General features: G+C 73.3%; 14 protein-coding genes. 10 read left to right on the top strand and 4 right to left on the bottom strand.

Going from position 1 to position 18,117, the window contains the following annotated elements:
- Positions 1-30: 30 nt before the first annotated feature.
- Entirely contained in the window at positions 31-639 is a 609-nt protein-coding gene (locus ACZ6N8_RS10245) for a Trp biosynthesis-associated membrane protein (protein ID WP_466009178.1), read from the top strand.
- Between the two features lie 19 nt (positions 640-658).
- Here ACZ6N8_RS10245 and ACZ6N8_RS10250 read toward each other — a convergent pair whose 3' ends face one another.
- Positions 659-928, bottom strand: a complete 270-nt coding sequence (locus tag ACZ6N8_RS10250) for a hypothetical protein (protein WP_364365977.1) — start codon at positions 926-928, stop codon at positions 659-661.
- Positions 929-1,413: 485 nt separating this feature from the next.
- On the opposite strand from ACZ6N8_RS10250, the gene trpC reads away from it, so the two are divergent.
- Genes trpC through trpA form a run of 3 tightly spaced genes read left to right on the top strand, consistent with a single transcriptional unit; the run spans position 1,414 to position 4,298 of the window.
- Entirely contained in the window at positions 1,414-2,217 is an 804-nt protein-coding gene (gene trpC / locus ACZ6N8_RS10255; RefSeq protein ID WP_334631255.1) for an indole-3-glycerol phosphate synthase TrpC, read from the top strand.
- A 37-nt stretch (positions 2,218-2,254) separates the two neighbouring features.
- The gene (gene trpB / locus ACZ6N8_RS10260; RefSeq protein WP_139585700.1) at positions 2,255-3,493 is read left to right on the top strand and encodes a tryptophan synthase subunit beta; all 1,239 of its coding nucleotides are present in this window, start codon (positions 2,255-2,257) and stop codon (positions 3,491-3,493) included.
- A gap of 1 nt (position 3,494) precedes the next feature.
- Complete coding sequence (gene trpA, locus ACZ6N8_RS10265; protein WP_466009006.1) at positions 3,495-4,298, top strand: tryptophan synthase subunit alpha; 804 nt, start codon at positions 3,495-3,497, stop codon at positions 4,296-4,298.
- Between the two features lie 26 nt (positions 4,299-4,324).
- On the opposite strand, the gene ACZ6N8_RS10270 is transcribed toward trpA, so the two are convergent.
- Complete coding sequence (locus ACZ6N8_RS10270) at positions 4,325-4,894, bottom strand: NUDIX hydrolase (protein ID WP_466009008.1); 570 nt, start codon at positions 4,892-4,894, stop codon at positions 4,325-4,327.
- A 101-nt stretch (positions 4,895-4,995) separates the two neighbouring features.
- Between ACZ6N8_RS10270 and lgt the strand changes: the two genes are divergently transcribed.
- Positions 4,996-6,171, top strand: coding sequence for a prolipoprotein diacylglyceryl transferase (gene lgt / locus ACZ6N8_RS10275; protein ID WP_466009009.1), 1,176 nt, complete (start codon positions 4,996-4,998; stop codon positions 6,169-6,171).
- Between the two features lie 15 nt (positions 6,172-6,186).
- On the top strand, positions 6,187-7,374 hold the full coding sequence (locus ACZ6N8_RS10280) for an FAD-dependent oxidoreductase (RefSeq protein ID WP_466009011.1): 1,188 nt from the start codon (positions 6,187-6,189) through the stop codon (positions 7,372-7,374).
- 13 nt (positions 7,375-7,387) lie between these two features.
- On the opposite strand, the gene ACZ6N8_RS10285 is transcribed toward ACZ6N8_RS10280, so the two are convergent.
- Positions 7,388-8,224, bottom strand: coding sequence for a GNAT family N-acetyltransferase (locus ACZ6N8_RS10285; RefSeq protein ID WP_466009180.1), 837 nt, complete (start codon positions 8,222-8,224; stop codon positions 7,388-7,390).
- A 153-nt stretch (positions 8,225-8,377) separates the two neighbouring features.
- Here ACZ6N8_RS10285 and gltB point away from each other — a divergent pair, with 153 nt between their 5' ends.
- The 3 genes from gltB (at position 8,378) to ACZ6N8_RS10300 (ending at position 15,252) form a co-directional block, all read left to right on the top strand.
- Positions 8,378-13,081 carry a glutamate synthase large subunit gene (gltB, locus tag ACZ6N8_RS10290; RefSeq protein WP_466009012.1) on the top strand — a complete coding sequence of 1,568 codons (4,704 nt, stop codon included), beginning with the start codon at positions 8,378-8,380 and terminating at the stop codon, positions 13,079-13,081.
- A complete protein-coding gene (locus tag ACZ6N8_RS10295; RefSeq protein WP_466009014.1) occupies positions 13,074-14,609 on the top strand; it encodes a glutamate synthase subunit beta in 1,536 nt (511 codons plus the stop codon). Before gltB ends, ACZ6N8_RS10295 begins: the two co-directional genes overlap by 8 nt.
- A 127-nt stretch (positions 14,610-14,736) precedes the next feature.
- A complete protein-coding gene (locus tag ACZ6N8_RS10300; protein WP_466009016.1) occupies positions 14,737-15,252 on the top strand; it encodes a hypothetical protein in 516 nt (171 codons plus the stop codon).
- 264 nt (positions 15,253-15,516) lie between these two features.
- On the opposite strand, the gene ACZ6N8_RS10305 is transcribed toward ACZ6N8_RS10300, so the two are convergent.
- Entirely contained in the window at positions 15,517-17,049 is a 1,533-nt protein-coding gene (locus tag ACZ6N8_RS10305; protein ID WP_466009018.1) for a M1 family metallopeptidase, read from the bottom strand.
- Between the two features lie 194 nt (positions 17,050-17,243).
- Here ACZ6N8_RS10305 and ACZ6N8_RS10310 point away from each other — a divergent pair, with 194 nt between their 5' ends.
- A complete protein-coding gene (locus ACZ6N8_RS10310) occupies positions 17,244-18,041 on the top strand; it encodes an SGNH/GDSL hydrolase family protein (protein ID WP_466009020.1) in 798 nt (265 codons plus the stop codon).
- The last annotated feature ends 76 nt before the right edge of the window (positions 18,042-18,117 follow it).

The raw sequence follows: 18,117 nt of genomic DNA on the forward strand, positions 1-18,117 counted from the left end.
CCCCGCAGTCGCGAACGAAAGGCCGGCCCGATGACGGGCCACGGACGGTCGGAGGAGGGCGGGCGGTCCGGGGTGGGTAGGCGCGAGCTGACGTACGCCGTGCTGCTCTGTGTGGCGGGCGCGGGCCTGGCGCTGTGGGCGGCGACCCGGAGCTGGTCGCTGGAGCTGACCGTGCGCCCGGCGCCGCTGCCGCCGGTGCGTGATACCCGCAGTGGCGCCGCGCTGCTGCCGTGGCTTCCGGCGTTGGCCCTGGTCACGCTTGCCGGCGGTGGCGCGCTGTTGGCGACCCGGGGCCGGGTGCGGCGGCTGCTCGGCGGGCTGCTCGGTGTGCTCGGCCTGGCCGTGGCGGCCGGCGGTGGGTACGGCCTGGTCGCTGACCTGGACGGCGTGGTGAGCCGGCAGTGGCCCGCCCTCTGCCTGCTCGGCGGCCTGCTCGCCGCCGTGGGCGGGGGGTGGACGGCGCTGCGTGGCGGTGGTTGGCCGGCGATGGGCGCGCGGTACGAGCGGCCGTCACGGACTGTCGCGGACAGCGCGCCGGCGGCGCCCGGTCCGGGGGGTTCGTCCACGCCGATGGCCGGTCGTCGGACCACCGAGGCCTGGGACGCGCTGGACCGTGGCGAGGATCCGACGGCCGGTTGAGGCCGGCCGTCGGCCGCTGTCAGCCGACCGGCTGACGGTCCCGCTGTGTCCGGCGAGCGGCGGCTCGCGCGGCGGTCAGTTCGGCCACCAGGCGGTCCAGTTCTGCACGCTTGTCGGCGCGGGCCCGGTCGGCGCAGACCGCCTCCCAGGCGTTGCCGCGCGCGGTGCGCATCCGGCCCTCACCGACCACTGCCCGTTCCAGCGTGTGCACGACACCGACGGCGAGCGACGCCACGGTCCGCGAGATGGTGGTCAGCCCGATGCTGGGGGTCGGCTCGGCAATGTTCATGGTCACCTCGCACGAGGAGTTGACGGCGGTCGGGGCAGGCGCGCCATCGAGTCTGCCCGAGGACGATGCTGACCGGCTGACGTTTCGCAGTGGTGACCGCCCGGTCAACTGTCCCGTCCCGGCTCCGACCAGGGATGGGCCGTTAGGCCTTGAGCTTGCTCACAGAATCGACAGGCGTAACTGCAGTTGAGCGCCGGTCCGGGGTCGGTGGCATGATCGGGGGGTCGGCTGACTCGCCGGGAGCGCCGGGCTCCCACCGTGTGACCACGATCGATGGCGGAGGTGGCGCTGCGTGACATCCCGTTCACGGCAGGTCGGCCATTATGCCGCAGCCCTTTTCGTGAGCAGCGCCATACCCCCGGCGTCCGGGGTCGGCCCCCTGCCCCTAGCATCGGCCCATGACGCCCGGAGAGGGGAGTCCGTTGGTGACTGCTGAGCATGCGCACGCGGAGGGGGACGACGCCGGTCAGGCAGCGTCCGTAAGCGTGCTCGACGAGATTCTGGCAGGCGTGCGCGAGGACGTCGCCCGGCGCCAGGAGCAGGTTCCGCTGGAGCGGATCCGTGAACTGGCCGCTGCGGCGCCGCCGCCGCTCGACGCGTACGCGGCCCTGCGTAAGCCCGGCGTCGCGGTGATCGCCGAGGTGAAGCGCTCGTCGCCGTCCAAGGGCCGGCTGGCCGAGATCGCCGATCCGGCCGACCTCGCCGTCGACTACGCGGCCGGTGGCGCCCGCGCCATCAGCGTGCTGACCGAGGGGCGCTGGTTCGGCGGTTCGCTCGACGACCTGGCGGCCGTGCGGGCCGCGGTGACCGTGCCGGTGCTGCGCAAGGACTTCGTGGTCTCCAGCTACCAGATCCACGAGGCCCGCGCGCACGGCGCCGACCTGGTGCTGCTGATCGTCGCCGCCCTGGAGCAGAACGTCCTGATGGGCCTGCTCGAGCGGATCGAGTCGCTGGGCATGACCGCTCTGGTCGAGGTCCACGACGAGGAGGAGGCCGACCGGGCCCTGGAGGCCGGCGCGCAGGTGATCGGGGTCAACGCCCGTGACCTGCGTACCCTGGAGGTCGACCGGTCGGTGTTCGAGCGGATCGCGCCGGGCCTGCCCAGCAGCGTCGTCAAGATCGCCGAGTCCGGCGTCCGCGGCCCGCACGACCTGATCCGGTACGCCTCGGCGGGCGCCGACGCGGTCCTCGTCGGCGAGGGCCTGGTCACCCAGAAGAGCCCCCGCGAGGCGGTCGCCGAACTGGTCAACGCCGGTAACCACCCGGCGACGCCCCGGCCGGTGCGCTGAGCCGCACCGGTGTGACGCCCCACCGAGAGGATTTCCGATGAGCGCCGACGCGCTGGCCCCGGTGGCCGGCCCGCAGCCCGACTCCGCCGGCCACTTCGGCCGCTTCGGCGGTCGGTTCGTTCCCGAGGCCCTGGTGGCCGCGCTGGACGAGCTCGACGGGGCGTGGCGTACGGCGATGGCGGACGAGTCCTTCCGGGCCGAGTTCGGCGCGCTGCTGCGTGACTACGCGGGCACGCCGTCGCTGCTCTACGAGGCCCGGCGGTTCTCCGCGAAGGTCGGCGCCCGGGTGCTGCTCAAGCGGGAGGACCTCAACCACACGGGCGCGCACAAGGTGCGCAACGTGCTGGGGCAGGCGCTGCTCACCAAGCGGATGGGCAAGACCCGGGTGATCGCCGAGACCGGCGCGGGCCAGCACGGCGTGGCCACCGCGACCGCCGCCGCCCTGTTCGACCTGGAGTGCGTGGTCTACATGGGCCAGGTCGACACCGAGCGGCAGGCGCTCAACGTGGCCCGGATGCGGATGCTCGGCGCCACTGTCGTCCCGGTCACCAACGGGTCGCGCACCCTCAAGGACGCGATGAACGAGGCGATGCGCGACTGGGTGGCGAACGTCGACGAGACGCACTACCTGATCGGCACCGCGGCGGGGCCGCACCCGTTCCCGGCGATGGTCCGTGACTTCGTCAGGGGCATCGGTGACGAGGCCCGGCAGCAGTGCCTCGACCTCACCGGCGGGCTGCCGGACGCGGTCACCGCCTGCGTCGGCGGCGGCTCCAACGCGCTCGGCATCTTCCACGCGTTCGTTCCCGACGAGGCGGTGCGGCTGTACGGCTTCGAGGCGGGCGGCGACGGTGTCGCGACCGGCCGGCACGCGGCCAGCATCACCGGCGGGTCGGCCGGGGTGCTGCACGGCACCCGCACGTACGTGCTCCAGGACGCCGACGGGCAGACGCTGGAGTCGCACTCGATCTCGGCGGGGCTGGACTACCCGGGCGTCGGGCCCGAGCACGCCTGGCTGCACGACAGCGGGCGGGCCACCTACCTGCCGGTCACCGACGACGAGGCGATGGCCGCGTTCGAGCTGCTCTGCCGCACCGAGGGCATCATCCCGGCGATCGAGAGCGCGCACGCGCTCGCCGGCACGGTCGCCCTCGCACCGAAGCTCGCCGCCGAGCTGGGCCGGGAGCCCACCATCGTGGTCAACCTCTCCGGGCGGGGCGACAAGGACGTGCACACCGCCGGGGACTACTTCGGCATCCTCGACAAGGAGCGGTGAGATGAGCCGGATCGGGGTGGCCTTCGACAAGGCCCGGGCCGACGGACGCGCGTTGCTGGTCGGCTGCATGCCTGCCGGGTTCCCGACGGTCGAGGGCAGCATCGCGGCGATGACCGCGATGGTCGAGGCAGGCGTGGACGTCATCGAGGTCGAGATCCCGTACTCGGACCCGGTGATGGACGGGCCGGTCATCCAGAAGGCCAGTGACATCGCGCTGGCCGGGGGCGTACGCACCGCGGACACGATGCGCGTCATCGAGGCGGTGGCGGCCACCGGCGCCCCGGTGGTCACCATGACCTACTGGAACCCGGTCGAGCGGTACGGCGTGGACGTCTTCGCACGTGACCTCGCGTCCGCCGGCGGCACCGGTCTGATCACGCCTGACCTCATCCCCGACGAGGCGGCCGAGTGGCTGGCCGCCTCGGACGCGCACGGGCTGGACCGCACGTTCCTGGTCTCCCCGTCGTCCACCGACGCCCGGTTGGCGATGACCGTCAAGCACTGCCGGGGCTTCGTCTACGCCACGGCGGTCATGGGCGTGACCGGCGCGCGGACGAACACCTCCGACGCCGCCCCGACGCTTGTCTCCCGGACCCGCGCGGTCACCGACCTGCCGGTCGGCGTCGGCCTGGGTGTGGGCACCGGCGCGCAGGCCGGGACGGTGGCCGGGTACGCCGACGGCGTGATCGTGGGCAGCGCCCTGGTCCGGTGCGTGCTCGACGCGTCGTCCGAGGCCGAGGGGTTGGCCGCGCTGCGTACGCTCAGCGCCGAGCTTGCCGAGGGCGTCCGCAACCCGGTCCGCTGAGCCGTCTCCCGCCCAGCGCGGCGCTGTCAGGGTCGCAGGGACGGATCCGCCGTCTCGCCGCGTTGCTCCGGTGGCTGCCCGACTCCGGACCACCCGTCGTCGGCGGCGCGGGCCGCTGGCGGCGCGACGCCGACGGGGCCGGGTGCCCAGGGGACATCACGCAGGACACCGGAGCGGCCGGCCGACGCGTCGTCGACGGCTGCCCGGGTGAGCGGGGTGACCGCCTCGGGCAGCGCGGCGGGCGGATGCCAGGAGAGCCGGCAACCAGGTGGTGGGTCGGCGGCGGGTCGGACACCTGCCACCCGCGCCCGGAACACGTGCACCAGGACGTCCGGCAGCGGCCCGGCCCGCCCCGCCGGCGCGGTACCCGTGCCCGGCGCGGCCAGGTGGTAGACGCCGACCAGGTCGACCAGCTCGATCTCCCAGCCGGTCTCGGCGCGGATGTCCCGCAGGGCCGCCCGCACCGGGCTCTCCGCCGGACGCAGCCGTCCACCGGGCAGGGCGTACCGTCGCTCGCCCCGACCCTGGCGGCAGAGCAGCACCCGTCCGGTGTCGTCGGTGACGACCGCGGCGACCGCCCAGGTGAGCGCGCTCATGGACAAAGAGCCTACGGCGGTGCAAACCAGAAGTCACCGGGTTGCCGGTAGGGCGGCCCGGGGTGCCGCTTCGGGGGTGCACAGCGGTAGCGTGTGCACCCGTGACCTACGCCTCGCTGTCCCCCCAGGCGGCCCTGCCCAGTCCCAGCACCGCTGTCTGGCAGCTCGGGCCGGTCCCGATCCGGGCGTACGCGCTGTGCATCATCGCCGGCATCGTGCTGGCCTGCTGGGTGACCGAGCGTCGGCTGCGTCAGCGCGGCGTCGCCCCCGGCGCGGTGCTCGACATCGCCGTCTGGGCGGTGCCCGCAGGCATCATCGGCGCCCGGATCTACCACGTGATCACCTCCCCGGAGAAGTACTTCGGCGCGGGCGGCGACCCGATGAAGGCGTTCGCCATCTGGGAGGGTGGTCTCGGCATCTGGGGCGCGGTCGCCGGCGGCGCGGTGGGCGCCTTCATCGCGGCCCGGCAGCTCGGCATCCCGTTCGGTGTGGTGGCCGACGCCCTGGCCCCCGGTCTGCCGCTGGCGCAGGCGGTCGGTCGCGTCGGCAACTGGTTCAACAACGAGCTGTTCGGTGGCCGGACCACCCTGCCGTGGGGTCTGGAGATCCACCGGATGGACCCGGACAATCCCGGGCACGCGCTGCGCGACGACGCCGGTCAGCCGATCCTCGAACCGGGCCTCTACCAGCCGACCTTCCTGTACGAGGCGCTGTGGAACCTCGGCGTGGTGGCACTGGTCCTGATCCTCGACCGTCGGCTGAAGCTCGGCCGTGGTCGGGCGTTCGCCCTGTACGTGATGGGCTACACCGCCGGCCGGTTCTGGATCGAGCTGATGCGCGCCGACGAGGCCAACCGGATCCTCGGCGTACGCCTCAATGTCTGGACCGCGGCCCTGGTCTTCCTCGGCGCGTTGATCTACTTCGTCCGGGTGCGCGGCCCCCAGGAGTTCCTGATCCCGCTCGGTGCGGCGGCGACGCCCGCGCCTACCGGCACGTCCGACCTGTCCCAGGTCGACCTCTCCGCGCGGGAGGCCTCGGCGCGCACCGCCGCCCCCGAGGGGTACCAGGTGGTCAGCGAAGAGCAGTACCACGCCTGGCGGGACAGCGGTGTCCTGCCGGCCGGGTCCGCCGGTGACGACGACCGCCCGGCCGACGAGTCGGTCGACGCGGCCGACGACGCCGCCTCGACCGGGGACCAGGCGGGGGACGGTACGCCGCAGACCCGCGACGACCGGGCCGACGCCACAGGCGCGCGTCCCGCCGACCGGGACAGCTGAGCGGGGGCGGCACCGATGCGAAGCGCGGTGGTGGTCGGCGCCGGAGTCGGTGGTCTCGCGGTCACCAGCGCGCTGGCGCGTTCCGGCTGGCAGGTCACCCTGTTGGAGCGGGCCGAGCGGGTACGCCCCGAGCCGACCGCCGTGGTGCTGTGGCCCAACGGCGTACGCGCCCTTCAGGCGCTGGGCCTCGGCGCGGGCCTGGCCGCCATCGCCACCCCGCTGCCTGACGGCGGGGTCCGCCGGCCGGACGGGCACTGGCTGGTGCAGCCCCGCCCCGTCCCGGCCGACCGGATGCCGGTGGTGGTGCACCGCGAGGATCTGCACGACACGCTGATCGCCGGGCTCGGCGACCGAGTGGAGCTGCGCACCGGCGTGACAGTGCGACACGTCCGGGTCGAGCCGGGCCAGCGACCCGCGGTCAGCGACGGCCGGCACACCATCGAGGCCGACCTGGTGGTAGCCGCCGACGGCACGGACAGCGGCATCCGCCGCCAGCTCGCCCCCGAGTCCGGGGTGGTCAGCTCCGGCTGCGCCGCCTGGCGGGCCGTCATTCCCTGGTACCGGGCACCCCGGCTGCCCGCCGACCAGCCGGTCGCCGGTGAGGTCCTCGGCGCGGGCTACCGGTTCGTGGCCGCCTCGCTCGGCGAGCGCGGCTCGTCCGGCGGTTCCAGCAGGGGCGGCATCTACTGGGTGGCCACCGCCGCCGGAGCGCCCCGCCCGGAACCGCCCGAGACGCAGTTGGCGCTGCTGCGCCGCTGGTACGCGGGCTGGCCCGAGCCCATCGGCGCGCTGCTCGAGGCCACCGACCCCGGTGACCTGGTCCAGCAGGAGGTCCGCGAGCTGCGTCCGCTGCCCCGCGCGTACGGCTTCCCGGTCGGGCCCGGTGGCGTGGTGCTGCTCGGTGACGCGGCGCACGCCATGCCGCCGCACCTCGGGCAGGGCGCCTGCCTCGCCTTCGAGGACGCCGCCACGCTCGCCTCCCTGCTGCGCGAGGCCCGGCTGCCCGACGCCGTGCAGGCGTACGACCGGGTGCGTCGGCCACGGGCGGCGACAGTGGTCCGGCAGACCCGACGCATGTCGGCGGTGCTCCAGGCGCGGGGCCGGTTGGCGTTGCGGGCCCGTGACGCCGCCCTCGGCACGATCAACTCGCGTCTGCTCTCCAGCGCCTCGGCCTCGGCCGCGCAGTGGCGGCCCCCGGCGTGACCCGCGCCGCCGGTCAGCCGATCAGGGCGGTGGGCTCGGCGATGCAGGCGGTGCCGACGCGGCGGAAGCCGACCCGCAGGTAGACGCGGGCGATCTCGTCGCTGCCCGCGGAGAGGAAGACCAGTTCGGTGCCGGCGGCGAGCAGTTCCCGGGCCAGGGTGGCGGTCAGCGCGGCGCCCAGACCACGCCGCCGGGCGGCCGGCAGGGTCGCCACGCCGGCGATCTCCGCGACGTCGTCGACACGCATCGCCATCCCGCTGGCCAGGGCGCCCTCGGTGACCGTGCAGGCCAGCGCGGAGATCCGTCGGCCGTCGGCGATGCGGACCCGTTCCTCGTCCAGCGCGGCCAACTCCAGCCCGGTGACCGCGGCGTCCCGCTCGGCCGGGCCGGCCTCGCCGCGCGCGGTGCCGGCGGCGGCGAACGCCACGGCCGCGACGGCCCGCCGGGCGGCCACGTCGGCGGCGAAGTCGGGCGAGTCCGCCGCCAGCACCCGCACCGGTACGTCGGAGAGCGTCGCCGGATCGGGCAGGGCTGCCGGGTCGAGCACCATCAGCGGCGCCTCCAGCACGTTCAGCCCCGCCGAGCGGGCCACCGCGAGCAGTTGCGGGGTGGTCTCGTGCACCCATTCGAAGGCCTCCGGGAGGCCCAGTTCCCGTTGCCGTTCGCGTACGGCTGTCACGTCGGCGAGCGACGGCGGTTCGGTGGCGTCCAGGCGGGGGCGGGCGTAGAACGGCCAACCGGCGCCTTCGCGGACGAACAACACCAGCCCGCCGTACTCCTGCGCAAGGGCGACGTCGCGGGGCACCGCGTCGTAGAAGCGTTCCAACCGGTCGAAGACGTCCTGATGCAGCGGATCCACCGCGCGAGACTACACGTCCCAGACTCTGGACGGTGTGATCAATCTTGACTGGCCTTGCGGCCGCAGCCCTAACGTAGACTCAATAGACCCACGGGCCGACGTCGTCCCCATCATGATCCAACCTGAGTGACGACAGGAGGCCCGGTGGCTCAGCCGTACCCGCACAAGTCACAGCCGTACCCGCTCAGCCCGCAGGCGTCCCCGACGCCCGACCCCCGCCCGTCCGCCCAGGGCCTGTACGACCCGGCGCAGGAGCACGACGCCTGCGGGGTGGCCTTCGTGGCGGACCTGCACGGTCGGCGTTCGCACGCGGTCGTCGCCAACGGGCTCGGCGCGCTCTGCCGGCTGGACCACCGGGGCGCCCGAGGCGCGGAGCCCAACACCGGCGACGGCGCGGGCATCATGATCCAGGTCCCGGACGCGTTCCTGCGCGCGGTGGCCGGTGTCACGCTGCCCCCGGCAGGTGAGTACGCGACCGGTCTGGTGTTCCTCCCCGACGACGACGCCGCCGAGGCCCGCGCCCGGCGCGTCGTCGAGAAGTACGCGCTTGTCGAGGGTGCCGACCTCCTCGGCTGGCGGGACGTGCCGGTCGACCCGCAGGAGCTCGGCGAGACCGCCCTGGCGGCGATGCCCCGGGTCCGGCAGGTCTTCGTGGCCGCGCGTCGGCTCACCGACTCGCCGGCCGGTCGGGCCGGCTCCGCCCTGAGCGGCATCGACCTGGACCGGGTGGCGTTCTGCCTGCGCAAGCAGGCCGAGCGGGAGACCGCCGAGCGGGGCGTGCCTGCGTACTTCCCGTCGCTGTCCAGCCGCACGATGGTCTACAAGGGGATGCTCACCCCCGACCAGCTGCCGGCGTTCTACCCGGATCTGCGCGACGAGCGGGTGGACAGCGCCATCGCGCTCGTGCACTCCCGCTTCTCCACGAACACGTTCCCGTCCTGGCCGTTGGCGCACCCGTACCGGTTCATCGCCCACAACGGCGAGATCAACACGATCCGGGGCAACCGCAACTGGATGCAGGCTCGGGAGGCGCTGCTGCGCTCGCCGAACGTGCCAGGCAACATCCGCCGGGTCTTCCCGGTCTGCACGCCAGGCGCCTCCGACTCGGCGAACTTCGACGAGGTGCTGGAGTTGCTGCACCTGGCGGGGCGGAGCCTGCCGCACGCGGTGCTCATGATGATCCCCGAGGCGTGGGAGAACGACCCCGGCATGCAGCCGGACAAGCGGGCGTTCTACCGCTTCCACGCGAGCCTCATGGAGCCGTGGGACGGCCCCGCGTCGGTGGCGTTCACCGACGGCGAGATCGTCGGCGCGGTGCTGGACCGCAACGGGCTGCGTCCGGGGCGCTGGTGGCAGACCGACGACGGTCTGGTCGTGCTGGGCTCCGAGGCGGGCGTTCTCGACCTCGACCCGGCCCACGTGGTCGCCAAGGGGCGGCTCCAGCCGGGGAAGATGTTCCTCGTCGACACCGTCGCAGGGCGGATCGTGCACGACGAGGAGATCAAGTCCGAGTTGGCCGCCGCACAGCCGTACGGTGAGTGGCTGCACGCCGGGCTGATCGAGCTGGACGACCTGCCGGCCCGCGAGCACACCGTCTACACCCACGATTCGGTACGCCGCCGCCAGCAGACCTTCGGCTACACGCAGGAGGAGCTGAAGATCCTGCTCGCGCCGATGGCGCGTACCGGCGCGGAGCCGCTGGGCTCGATGGGCACGGACACCCCGATCGCGCCGCTGTCCACCCGGCCGCGGCTGCTCTACGACTACTTCCACCAGCTCTTCGCCCAGGTCACCAACCCGCCGTTGGACGCCATCCGCGAGGAGCTGGTGACCAGCCTGGCGTCGACAATCGGGCCGGAGGGCAACCTGCTCGACCCGGGGGCGGCGAGCTGTCGGCAGATCGTGCTGCCGCACCCGATCATCGACAACGACGAGCTGGCGAAGATCCTCTCCATCGACGAGGACGGTGACCTGCCCGGCTTCAAGGCGGTACGGGTCTCCGGCCTGTACCGCATCCGCGAGGGCGCCGCAGGCATCAAGGCCCGGCTGACCGAGATCTGCCGGCACGTCTCCGAGGCGATCGAGGACGGCGTCCGCATCCTGGTGCTCTCCGACCGGGACTCCAACGCCGACCTGGCGCCGATCCCGTCGCTGCTGCTCACCGCCGCCGTGCACCAGCACCTGGTGCGGGAGCAGACCCGCACCCAGGCGGCGCTCATCGTGGAGTCCGGCGACTGCCGGGAGGTGCACCACGCGGCGGTCCTGATCGGGTACGGCGCGGCGGCTGTCAACCCGTACCTGGCGTTCGAGTCGGTGGAGGACATGATCTCCACAGGCGCGCTCGTCGGGGTGGAGCCGGCCGGTGCGGTGCGCAACTACGCCAAGGCGCTCGGCAAGGGCGTCCTGAAGATCATGTCGAAGATGGGCATCTCGACTGTCTCGTCGTACTGCGGCGCGCAGGTCTTCGAGGCGGTCGGGCTGGACAGCCGGCTCATCGACCGCTACTTCCGGGGCACGCCCAGCCGGATCGGCGGGGTGGGGCTGGCCGGCGTGCACGCCGAGGTGGCCGCCCGGCACGCGCTGGCCTGGCCGCCGGCCGGCGCCGCGGCCTCGGACCGGCTGGAGGTCGGCGGCGAGTACCAGTGGCGCCGCGAGGGTGAGCTGCACCTGTTCAACCCGGAGACGGTCTTCCTGCTCCAGCACGCCACCCGCAGCCGGCAGTACGACGTGTTCCGGCAGTACACGTCCAAGGTGGACGCGCTCGCCGCGCAGGCCGGCTCGCTGCGCGGGCTGTTCACCCTGCGCACCGGGGTCCGCCCGGCGGTGCCCCTGGACGAGGTCGAGCCGGCCTCCGAGATCGTCAAGCGGTTCGCCACGGGCGCCATGTCGTACGGGTCGATCTCCGCCGAGGCGCACGAGACGCTGGCGATCGCCATGAACCGCCTCGGCGGCAAGTCCAACACCGGTGAGGGCGGCGAGGACGTCGAGCGCCTGCACGACCCGGCCCGCCGTTCGGCGGTCAAGCAGATCGCCAGCGGCCGGTTCGGTGTGACGAGCGAATACCTGGTCAACGCCGACGACCTGCAGATCAAGATGGCGCAGGGCGCGAAGCCCGGCGAGGGCGGCCAACTGCCCGGCAACAAGGTGTGGCCGTGGATCGCGCGGACCCGGCACGCCACGCCGGGCGTGGGCCTGATCTCCCCGCCGCCGCACCACGACATCTACTCGATCGAGGACCTGGCGCAGCTCGTCCACGACCTGAAGTGCGTCAACCCGGCCGCCCGGGTGCACGTCAAGCTGGTCAGCGAGGTGGGTGTCGGCACGGTAGCGGCCGGCGTGGCCAAGCTGAAGGCCGACGTCATCCTCATCTCCGGGCACGACGGCGGCACCGGCGCGTCCCCGCTGAACTCGCTCAAGCACGCCGGCACCCCGTGGGAGCTGGGGCTGGCCGAGGCCCAGCAGACGCTGCTGCTCAACAAGCTGCGCGACCGGGTCACCGTGCAGGTCGACGGTCAGCTCAAGACCGGCCGGGACGTGCTGATCGCGGCGTTGCTCGGCGCGGAGGAGTTCGGCTTCGCGACCGCGCCGCTGATCGTCGAGGGCTGCGTGATGATGCGCGTGTGTCACCTGGACACCTGCCCGGTCGGCATCGCCACCCAGAACCCGGTGCTGCGGGAGCGGTTCACAGGTAAGCCGGAGTTCGTGGAGAACTTCTTCCTGTTCCTCGCCGAGGAGGTCCGGGGCTACCTGGCCGAGTTGGGCTTCCGGTCCATCGAGGAGGCGATCGGGCAGTCCGAGTTGCTCGACGTCGCCCCGGCGGTGGCGCACTGGAAGGCGCACGGCCTGGACCTGGCGCCCGTCCTGCACCTGCCCGAACTGCCGGCCGGCGCGGTCCGGCGCGGGGTACGGGCGCAGGACCACGGCCTGGAGCACGCCCTGGACAACGAGCTGATCGCGCTGGCGCGTCCGGCGCTCTCCGAGGGCGCACCGGTGCGGGTCGAGGTGGCGGTGCGCAACGAGCACCGCAGCGTCGGCGCGATGCTGGGCGGGGAGGTGACCCGCCGCTTCGGGGGCGCCGGCCTGCCCGAGGACACCATCGAGTTCGTGCTGCACGGCACGGCCGGGCAGTCGTTCGGCGCGTTCCTGCCGCGCGGGGTGACCCTGCGGCTGCACGGCGACGCCAACGACTACGTGGGCAAGGGCCTCTCCGGCGGCCGCCTGATCGTCCGTCCGGACGCCGCAGCGCCGTTCCTCGACGCGGACGCCGAGCCCGGCCGGCGCGCGGAGGATCAGATCATCGCCGGCAACACCATCCTGTACGGGGCCACCGCGGGCGAGGTCTTCCTGCGCGGCAGGGTGGGGGAGCGGTTCGCGGTGCGCAACTCCGGCGCGGTCGCCGTCGTCGAGGGTGTCGGCGACCACGGCTGCGAGTACATGACCGGCGGCACGGTGGTGGTGCTCGGCGCGACCGGCCGCAACTTCGCCGCCGGCATGTCCGGCGGGATGGCGTTCGTGCACCGTCTGGACCGTTCCCGGGTCAACGGGGAGCTGGTCGACCTGGCGCCGCTGGGCGAGCAGGAGCAGACGCTTCTGCACGAGTTGGTCCAGCGGCACGTGGCCGAGACCGGCTCGGCGGTCGCCGAGGAGCTGCTCAAGCGGTGGCCGGAGGCGGTGGCCGAGTTCACCGCCGTGGTGCCCCGCGACTACCGCCGGGTGCTGGAGATCATGAGGGCCGCCGAAGCCGCCGGCCACGACGTCGACGACGCGGTGATGGGCGCGCTCAGCGCGCCCGCCGCGCCCGTGCCGCCCGCCCCGCGGGTGGCGGCCCAGGAGGTGGCTCGTGCCTGACCCGAACGGTTTCCTGCGCTACGACCGGCGGCTGCCGGCCCGCCGCCCGGTGCCGGTGCGGATCAGCGACTGGCGCGAGGTGTACCCGCCGGCCGGCGAGGACCTCGTCCGCGAGCAGGCCACCCGCTGCATGGACTGCGGCATCCCGTTCTGCCACGACGGCTGCCCGCTGGGCAATCGCATCCCGGACTGGAACGACCTGGTCCGCACCGGCAACTGGGACGCCGCGGTGGAGTCGCTGCACGCCACGAACAACTTCCCGGAGTTCACCGGCCGGCTCTGCCCGGCGCCCTGCGAGGCGGCCTGCGTGCTGGGCATCGCCGGCGGTCAGCCGGTGACCATCAAGCAGGTCGAGGTGGAGATCGCCGACGCGGCGGCGGCGCGCGGGTTCACCCCGCGTCAGGTACCTGCGCCGTCGGGCCGGTCGGTCGCCGTCGTCGGTTCCGGGCCCGCCGGCCTGGCCGCCGCCCAGCAACTGGCCCGCGCCGGTCACGCGGTGACTGTGTACGAGCGCGACGACGCGATAGGTGGCCTGCTCCGGTACGGCATCCCCGACTTCAAGTTGGAGAAGCGGCACATCGACGCCCGGCTGGCCCAGCTCTCCGCCGAGGGGGTGCGCTTCCGGACCGGGGTGAACGTCGGGGTGGACGTGACCGCCGAGCAGCTGCGCGCCGAGCACGACGCGGTGCTGCTGGCCTGCGGGGCGTTGCAGGGCCGGGACACTCCGGAGACCCCGGGGCGGGCCCTGCGGGGCGTACACCAGGCCATGGCGCATCTGGTCGCGGCCAACCGCGCGGTGGCCACGTCGGCCACCGACGAGCCGGGCGTCGCGGTGACAGGCGAGGGGCGGCCGGGGCGGGCGGTGCTGCCGGACGGCACACCCATCGACGCGGCCGGCAAGCATGTGGTGATCATCGGTGGTGGGGACACCGCGGCGGACTGCCTCGGCGTCGCGCACCGGCAGGGCGCCGCAGGCGTGCACCAGCTCGACCTGTACCCGCAGCCGCCGACCGAGCGCGACGAGGCACGGGACCCGTGGCCGACCTGGCCATGGATTCTGCGCAGCTACCCGGCGCACGAGGAGGGCGGCGAGCGGGTCTTCGCGGTGGCGGTGCAGGAGTTCGTGGACGACGGCACCGGCCAGGTGCGGGCGGTGCGGATCGCCGAGGTGACAGTCGAGAAGCGCGACGGCAGGCGCATCGTCACAGTCGTGCCCGGCTCGGAGCGGGAGCTTCCGGCGGATCTGGTGCTGCTGGCGATCGGTTTCGAGGGCACCGAGCAGCAGCCGCTGCTGGCGCAGTTCGGGGTGACCCGCAACCCTCGGGGCGCGGTGGACGCCCGCGACGACTGGCAGACCGACGCCGACGGGGTGTTCGTGGCGGGTGACATGCACCGCGGCGCCTCGCTGATCGTGTGGGCCATCGCCGAGGGGCGTGCGGCGGCCGCCGCGATCCACGGCTACCTCGGGGGCGCCGGGGTGCTGCCGGCGCCGGTCGGCCCGGCCGCGCAGCCGCTCGCCGTGCGCTGAGGGATTCCGGCCGTCCGGCCAGCGTGGCGGTCACCCGCCCCGCCGGCCGGACGGGCACCGCGTCACTGAGACAGCGGTCACCGGTCGGCGGACCAACCAGCACGAAGATCATCGTTACGCTGCGGTCATGGACATCGAGGAGCGGCTACGGCGAACCCGTCGGTGGCTGTGGGTCGTGCTGATCGGGCTCTTCCTGAGCGGGGCGACGGCGTTCCCGCTGGAGATCGAGGTGCGGTGGCTGCTGCGCGCCGTGGACCCGCTCGCGGGTCAGCTGCCGGCGCTCGTCGACTGGATCGAGCGGGTCCACACCGGACTGGTGGCGGCGGGCAGGGACTACCCGTTCCTGCTCTACGGCACCGACTGGCTGGCCTTCGCCCACCTCGTGCTGGCGGTGGCGTTCTGGGGGCCGCTGCGTGACCCGGTGCGCAACGTGTGGGTGGTGCAGGTCGGCATGATCGCCTGCGCGGGGATCGTCCCGCTGGCGGTGATCTGCGGCCCGATCCGGGACATCCCCTGGTTCTGGACGCTCGTCGACCTGTCCTTCGCGGTCGGGGCGTTCCCTCCGCTCTGGTTCGCCTACCGGCACATCCGGGTCGTGGAAGCGAGCACGGCCGCGGCGACAGGCGTCCCAGCGACTCCGTGACCGGGCCTCTCCAGGCCCGCGGCCGGGTGGGTGAAACCAGCCGGCGACGACCTGCGGGAGGGCAACAGCCCTCCGACGGTCCCTGTCGAGCTGCCCCAGATATGGGCCGCCGTCATCGCCCCATTTCTGGGGCAGCTCGACAGGCGAGCACCGAAGTGGTCGGTCGCAGGTCCGTGCACCGCGAGAACGCGGGACGCCGGGGGCGCCGGCGCACCGGAATGGCCCGCCGCAGGGCGGCGGGCTATTCCGGTCCACTCCGGACGCCTAGTGCGACAGCCGGTGGTGCGACTCGCGGATCTTGGCCCAGGACTTCGGCTCCGTTGGCGGGGCCGCCTTACGTGCGGCGGTGGCCACGTCCGGCCGGCCGGCGGTGAACAGCCAGGTGGTGAACAGCTCGTCCAGGTCCAGGCCGGAGATGTCCTCGGCGAGGGCCTGGAACTGCGCGATCGTGCCGTTGCCGTACCGGTGCGCGGTGGTCCAGGCGGGGAGGATCTCGAAGAACGCGTCGTCACCGACGGCCAGTCGCAACTGGTGCAGGGCCATCGCCCCCCGGTCGTAGACGGCGCCGTCGAAGACCTGGGCGGCACCCGGGTCACCGGGCAGCACCTGCCAGAAGTCGTCGTCGGCCGGGTAACTGCCGTAGGTGAAGTCGAACAGCTCCTGGGCGGTGCCCTCACCCTGCTCCTCGGACCACAGCCACTCGGCGTACGAGGCGAAGCCCTCGTTGAGCCAGACGTTGCGCCACTCGGCCACCGAGACGGAGTCACCGAACCACTGGTGGGCGTTCTCGTGCACCACCACGTACGTGTTGGCGCCGCGCCGCCAGAAGCCCGGGCCGTACACCGGTCGGGTCTGGGTCTCCAACGCGAACCCGATGCCGTCGACCGGCCCGGCCACGCCGCCCTGCGCCTCGAACGGGTACGGGCCGAAGATCCCGCTCTCCCAGTCGATGATCTCGGCGGTCCGCTCGATGCTGGCCCGCGCGGCCGGACGCAGCGCGCCCAACGAGGTGCTGTACGCGTTGATCACCGGCTGGCCGCCGGGCGTGGTGTCGGTGACGATGTCGTACTGGCCGATGGCCATGAAGGCCAGGTAGGTGGCCGTGGGGGAGGTGGTCCGCCAGATCCACCGGGTGCGGTTGCCGGCCTCGGCGATCGGCTGCCGGGGCTGCACGCCGTTGCTGATCACCTCGACGCCGGTGGGCACCGACACGGAGATGTCGAAGGTGGCCTTGTCCAGTGGGTGGTCGTTGCTCGGGAACCACCACCACGCCGACTCGGGCTCGTTGACGGCGAGCGCACCGTCGGCGGTGCGCGTCCAGCCGGTGTAGCCGCCGACAAGGGTCTGCGACGGGACGCCGGCGTAGCGCACCACGATGGTGAGCTGCTGGCCGCGGGTGATGGTGCGGGCCGGTACGACCACCAGCTCGTGCACACCGGCGGTGCTGGTGCTCGCCTCCCAGCCGTTGACCCGCACCGACTCGACGTCGAGCAGGAAGTCCAGGTTGAACGACGAGAGGTCCTGTGTGGCGGTGGCGAGGATGGTGGTGGTGCCGGTGAGCCGGTCGGTGGCCGGTTCGTAGCGCAGCCGGACGTCGTAGTGCTCGACGTCGTAGCCGCCGTTGCCGTAGTCGGGGAAGTAGGTGTCGCCCAGGCCGGGCGCGCCGGGTTGCGGCGCGGCGGTGACGGTGGGTCGGCCCCAGGCCGTCGGGGCGGCCTGGCCGGGGGTGCCGGCGAGCATGGTGCCGGCGGTGGTGAGGGTCAGGGCGGCGGTGGCCGCCGTGAGGACTCGTCGCACGAGGTGGACTCCCTCCATCGGGGTTGTACGCCCGTCAACCTAATCGACAACTGTGAACGTCGCTGCCTCGCGGGGCATCGTGTCGCGCTATTCCCTTGATCTACGTGTTTCGATAGCATTACCGACTAGTAACAAACCCTGGCCACGCGCGCGGTCGCAGGATCCCACCACCCCCTGTCCTGTGGAGGTCCGTCATGCCCCACCGCCCGCTGGCCCGCGCCCTGGCCGCGCTGGTCGCCGCGTTCACCGCCGCCCTCGGCGCCGTGCTCGTCCCCGGCACCGCCCAGGCCGCCGCCGTCACCTACGTCGCGCTCGGCGACTCGTACTCCTCAGGTGTCGGCGCCGGCCCGTACGACACGTCCGGTTGCCTGCGCAGCCAGAAGTCGTACGCCCCGCTCTGGGCGGCCGCCCACGGCGTCACCAGCTTCACCTTCCGGGCCTGCGGCGGCGCGGTCACCGCCGACGTTCTCAACGACCAGGTCAACGCCCTCAGCGCCAGCACCACACTCGTCACCATCACCATCGGCGGGAACGACGCCGGCTTCGTCAACGTCATCACCAGTTGCCGGTTCGGCAGCACCTCGTCCTGCACCAACGCCGTCAACACCGCCAAGGCGTTCGCCACCTCGACACTGCCGGCCCGGCTCGACGCCACGTACGCCGCCATCCGCAACCGGGCGCCGAACGCCCGGCTGATCGTGCTCGGCTACCCGCGGCTCTTCGAGACGACGTCCTGCGGCTGGCTGGCCATGAGCACCTACAAGCGCACCATCCTCAACGAGGCCGCCGACGTGCTCGCCTCGGTGACCTCCGCCCGGGCCAGGGCGGCCGGCGCCACCTTCGCCGACACCCGGTCCACCTTCGCCGGGCACGGCGTCTGCGCCGGTGACCCCTGGATCAACGACATCTCCGGGATCATCGAGGCGTACCACCCGGACGCCGACGGCTACCGCTACGGCTACCTGCCGGCGCTGAACGCCGTCACCGGCTGACCCGTCCACACCACCCGCGGCGGCCGGCGGTCCATGCCGGACCGTCGGTCGCCGCGAGGACAACGCGCGGGTCGGT

Source organism: Micromonospora sp. NPDC047521, from assembly GCF_055587305.1.

Bases quoted from the DNA above. Each gene is read 5' to 3' on its own strand.
- ACZ6N8_RS10300 (WP_466009016.1), top strand. From the start codon at position 14,737: ATGGACATCGAGGAGCGGCTACGGCGAACCCGTCGGTGGCTGTGGGTC.
- trpB (WP_139585700.1), top strand. From the start codon at position 2,255: ATGAGCGCCGACGCGCTGGCCCCGGTGGCCGGCCCGCAGCCCGACTCC.
- ACZ6N8_RS10280 (WP_466009011.1), top strand. From the start codon at position 6,187: ATGCGAAGCGCGGTGGTGGTCGGCGCCGGAGTCGGTGGTCTCGCGGTC.
- ACZ6N8_RS10310 (WP_466009020.1), top strand. From the start codon at position 17,244: ATGCCCCACCGCCCGCTGGCCCGCGCCCTGGCCGCGCTGGTCGCCGCG.
- ACZ6N8_RS10250 (WP_364365977.1), bottom strand. From the start codon at position 928: ATGAACATTGCCGAGCCGACCCCCAGCATCGGGCTGACCACCATCTCG.
- trpA (WP_466009006.1), top strand. From the start codon at position 3,495: ATGAGCCGGATCGGGGTGGCCTTCGACAAGGCCCGGGCCGACGGACGC.
- ACZ6N8_RS10245 (WP_466009178.1), top strand. From the start codon at position 31: ATGACGGGCCACGGACGGTCGGAGGAGGGCGGGCGGTCCGGGGTGGGT.
- ACZ6N8_RS10270 (WP_466009008.1), bottom strand. From the start codon at position 4,894: ATGAGCGCGCTCACCTGGGCGGTCGCCGCGGTCGTCACCGACGACACC.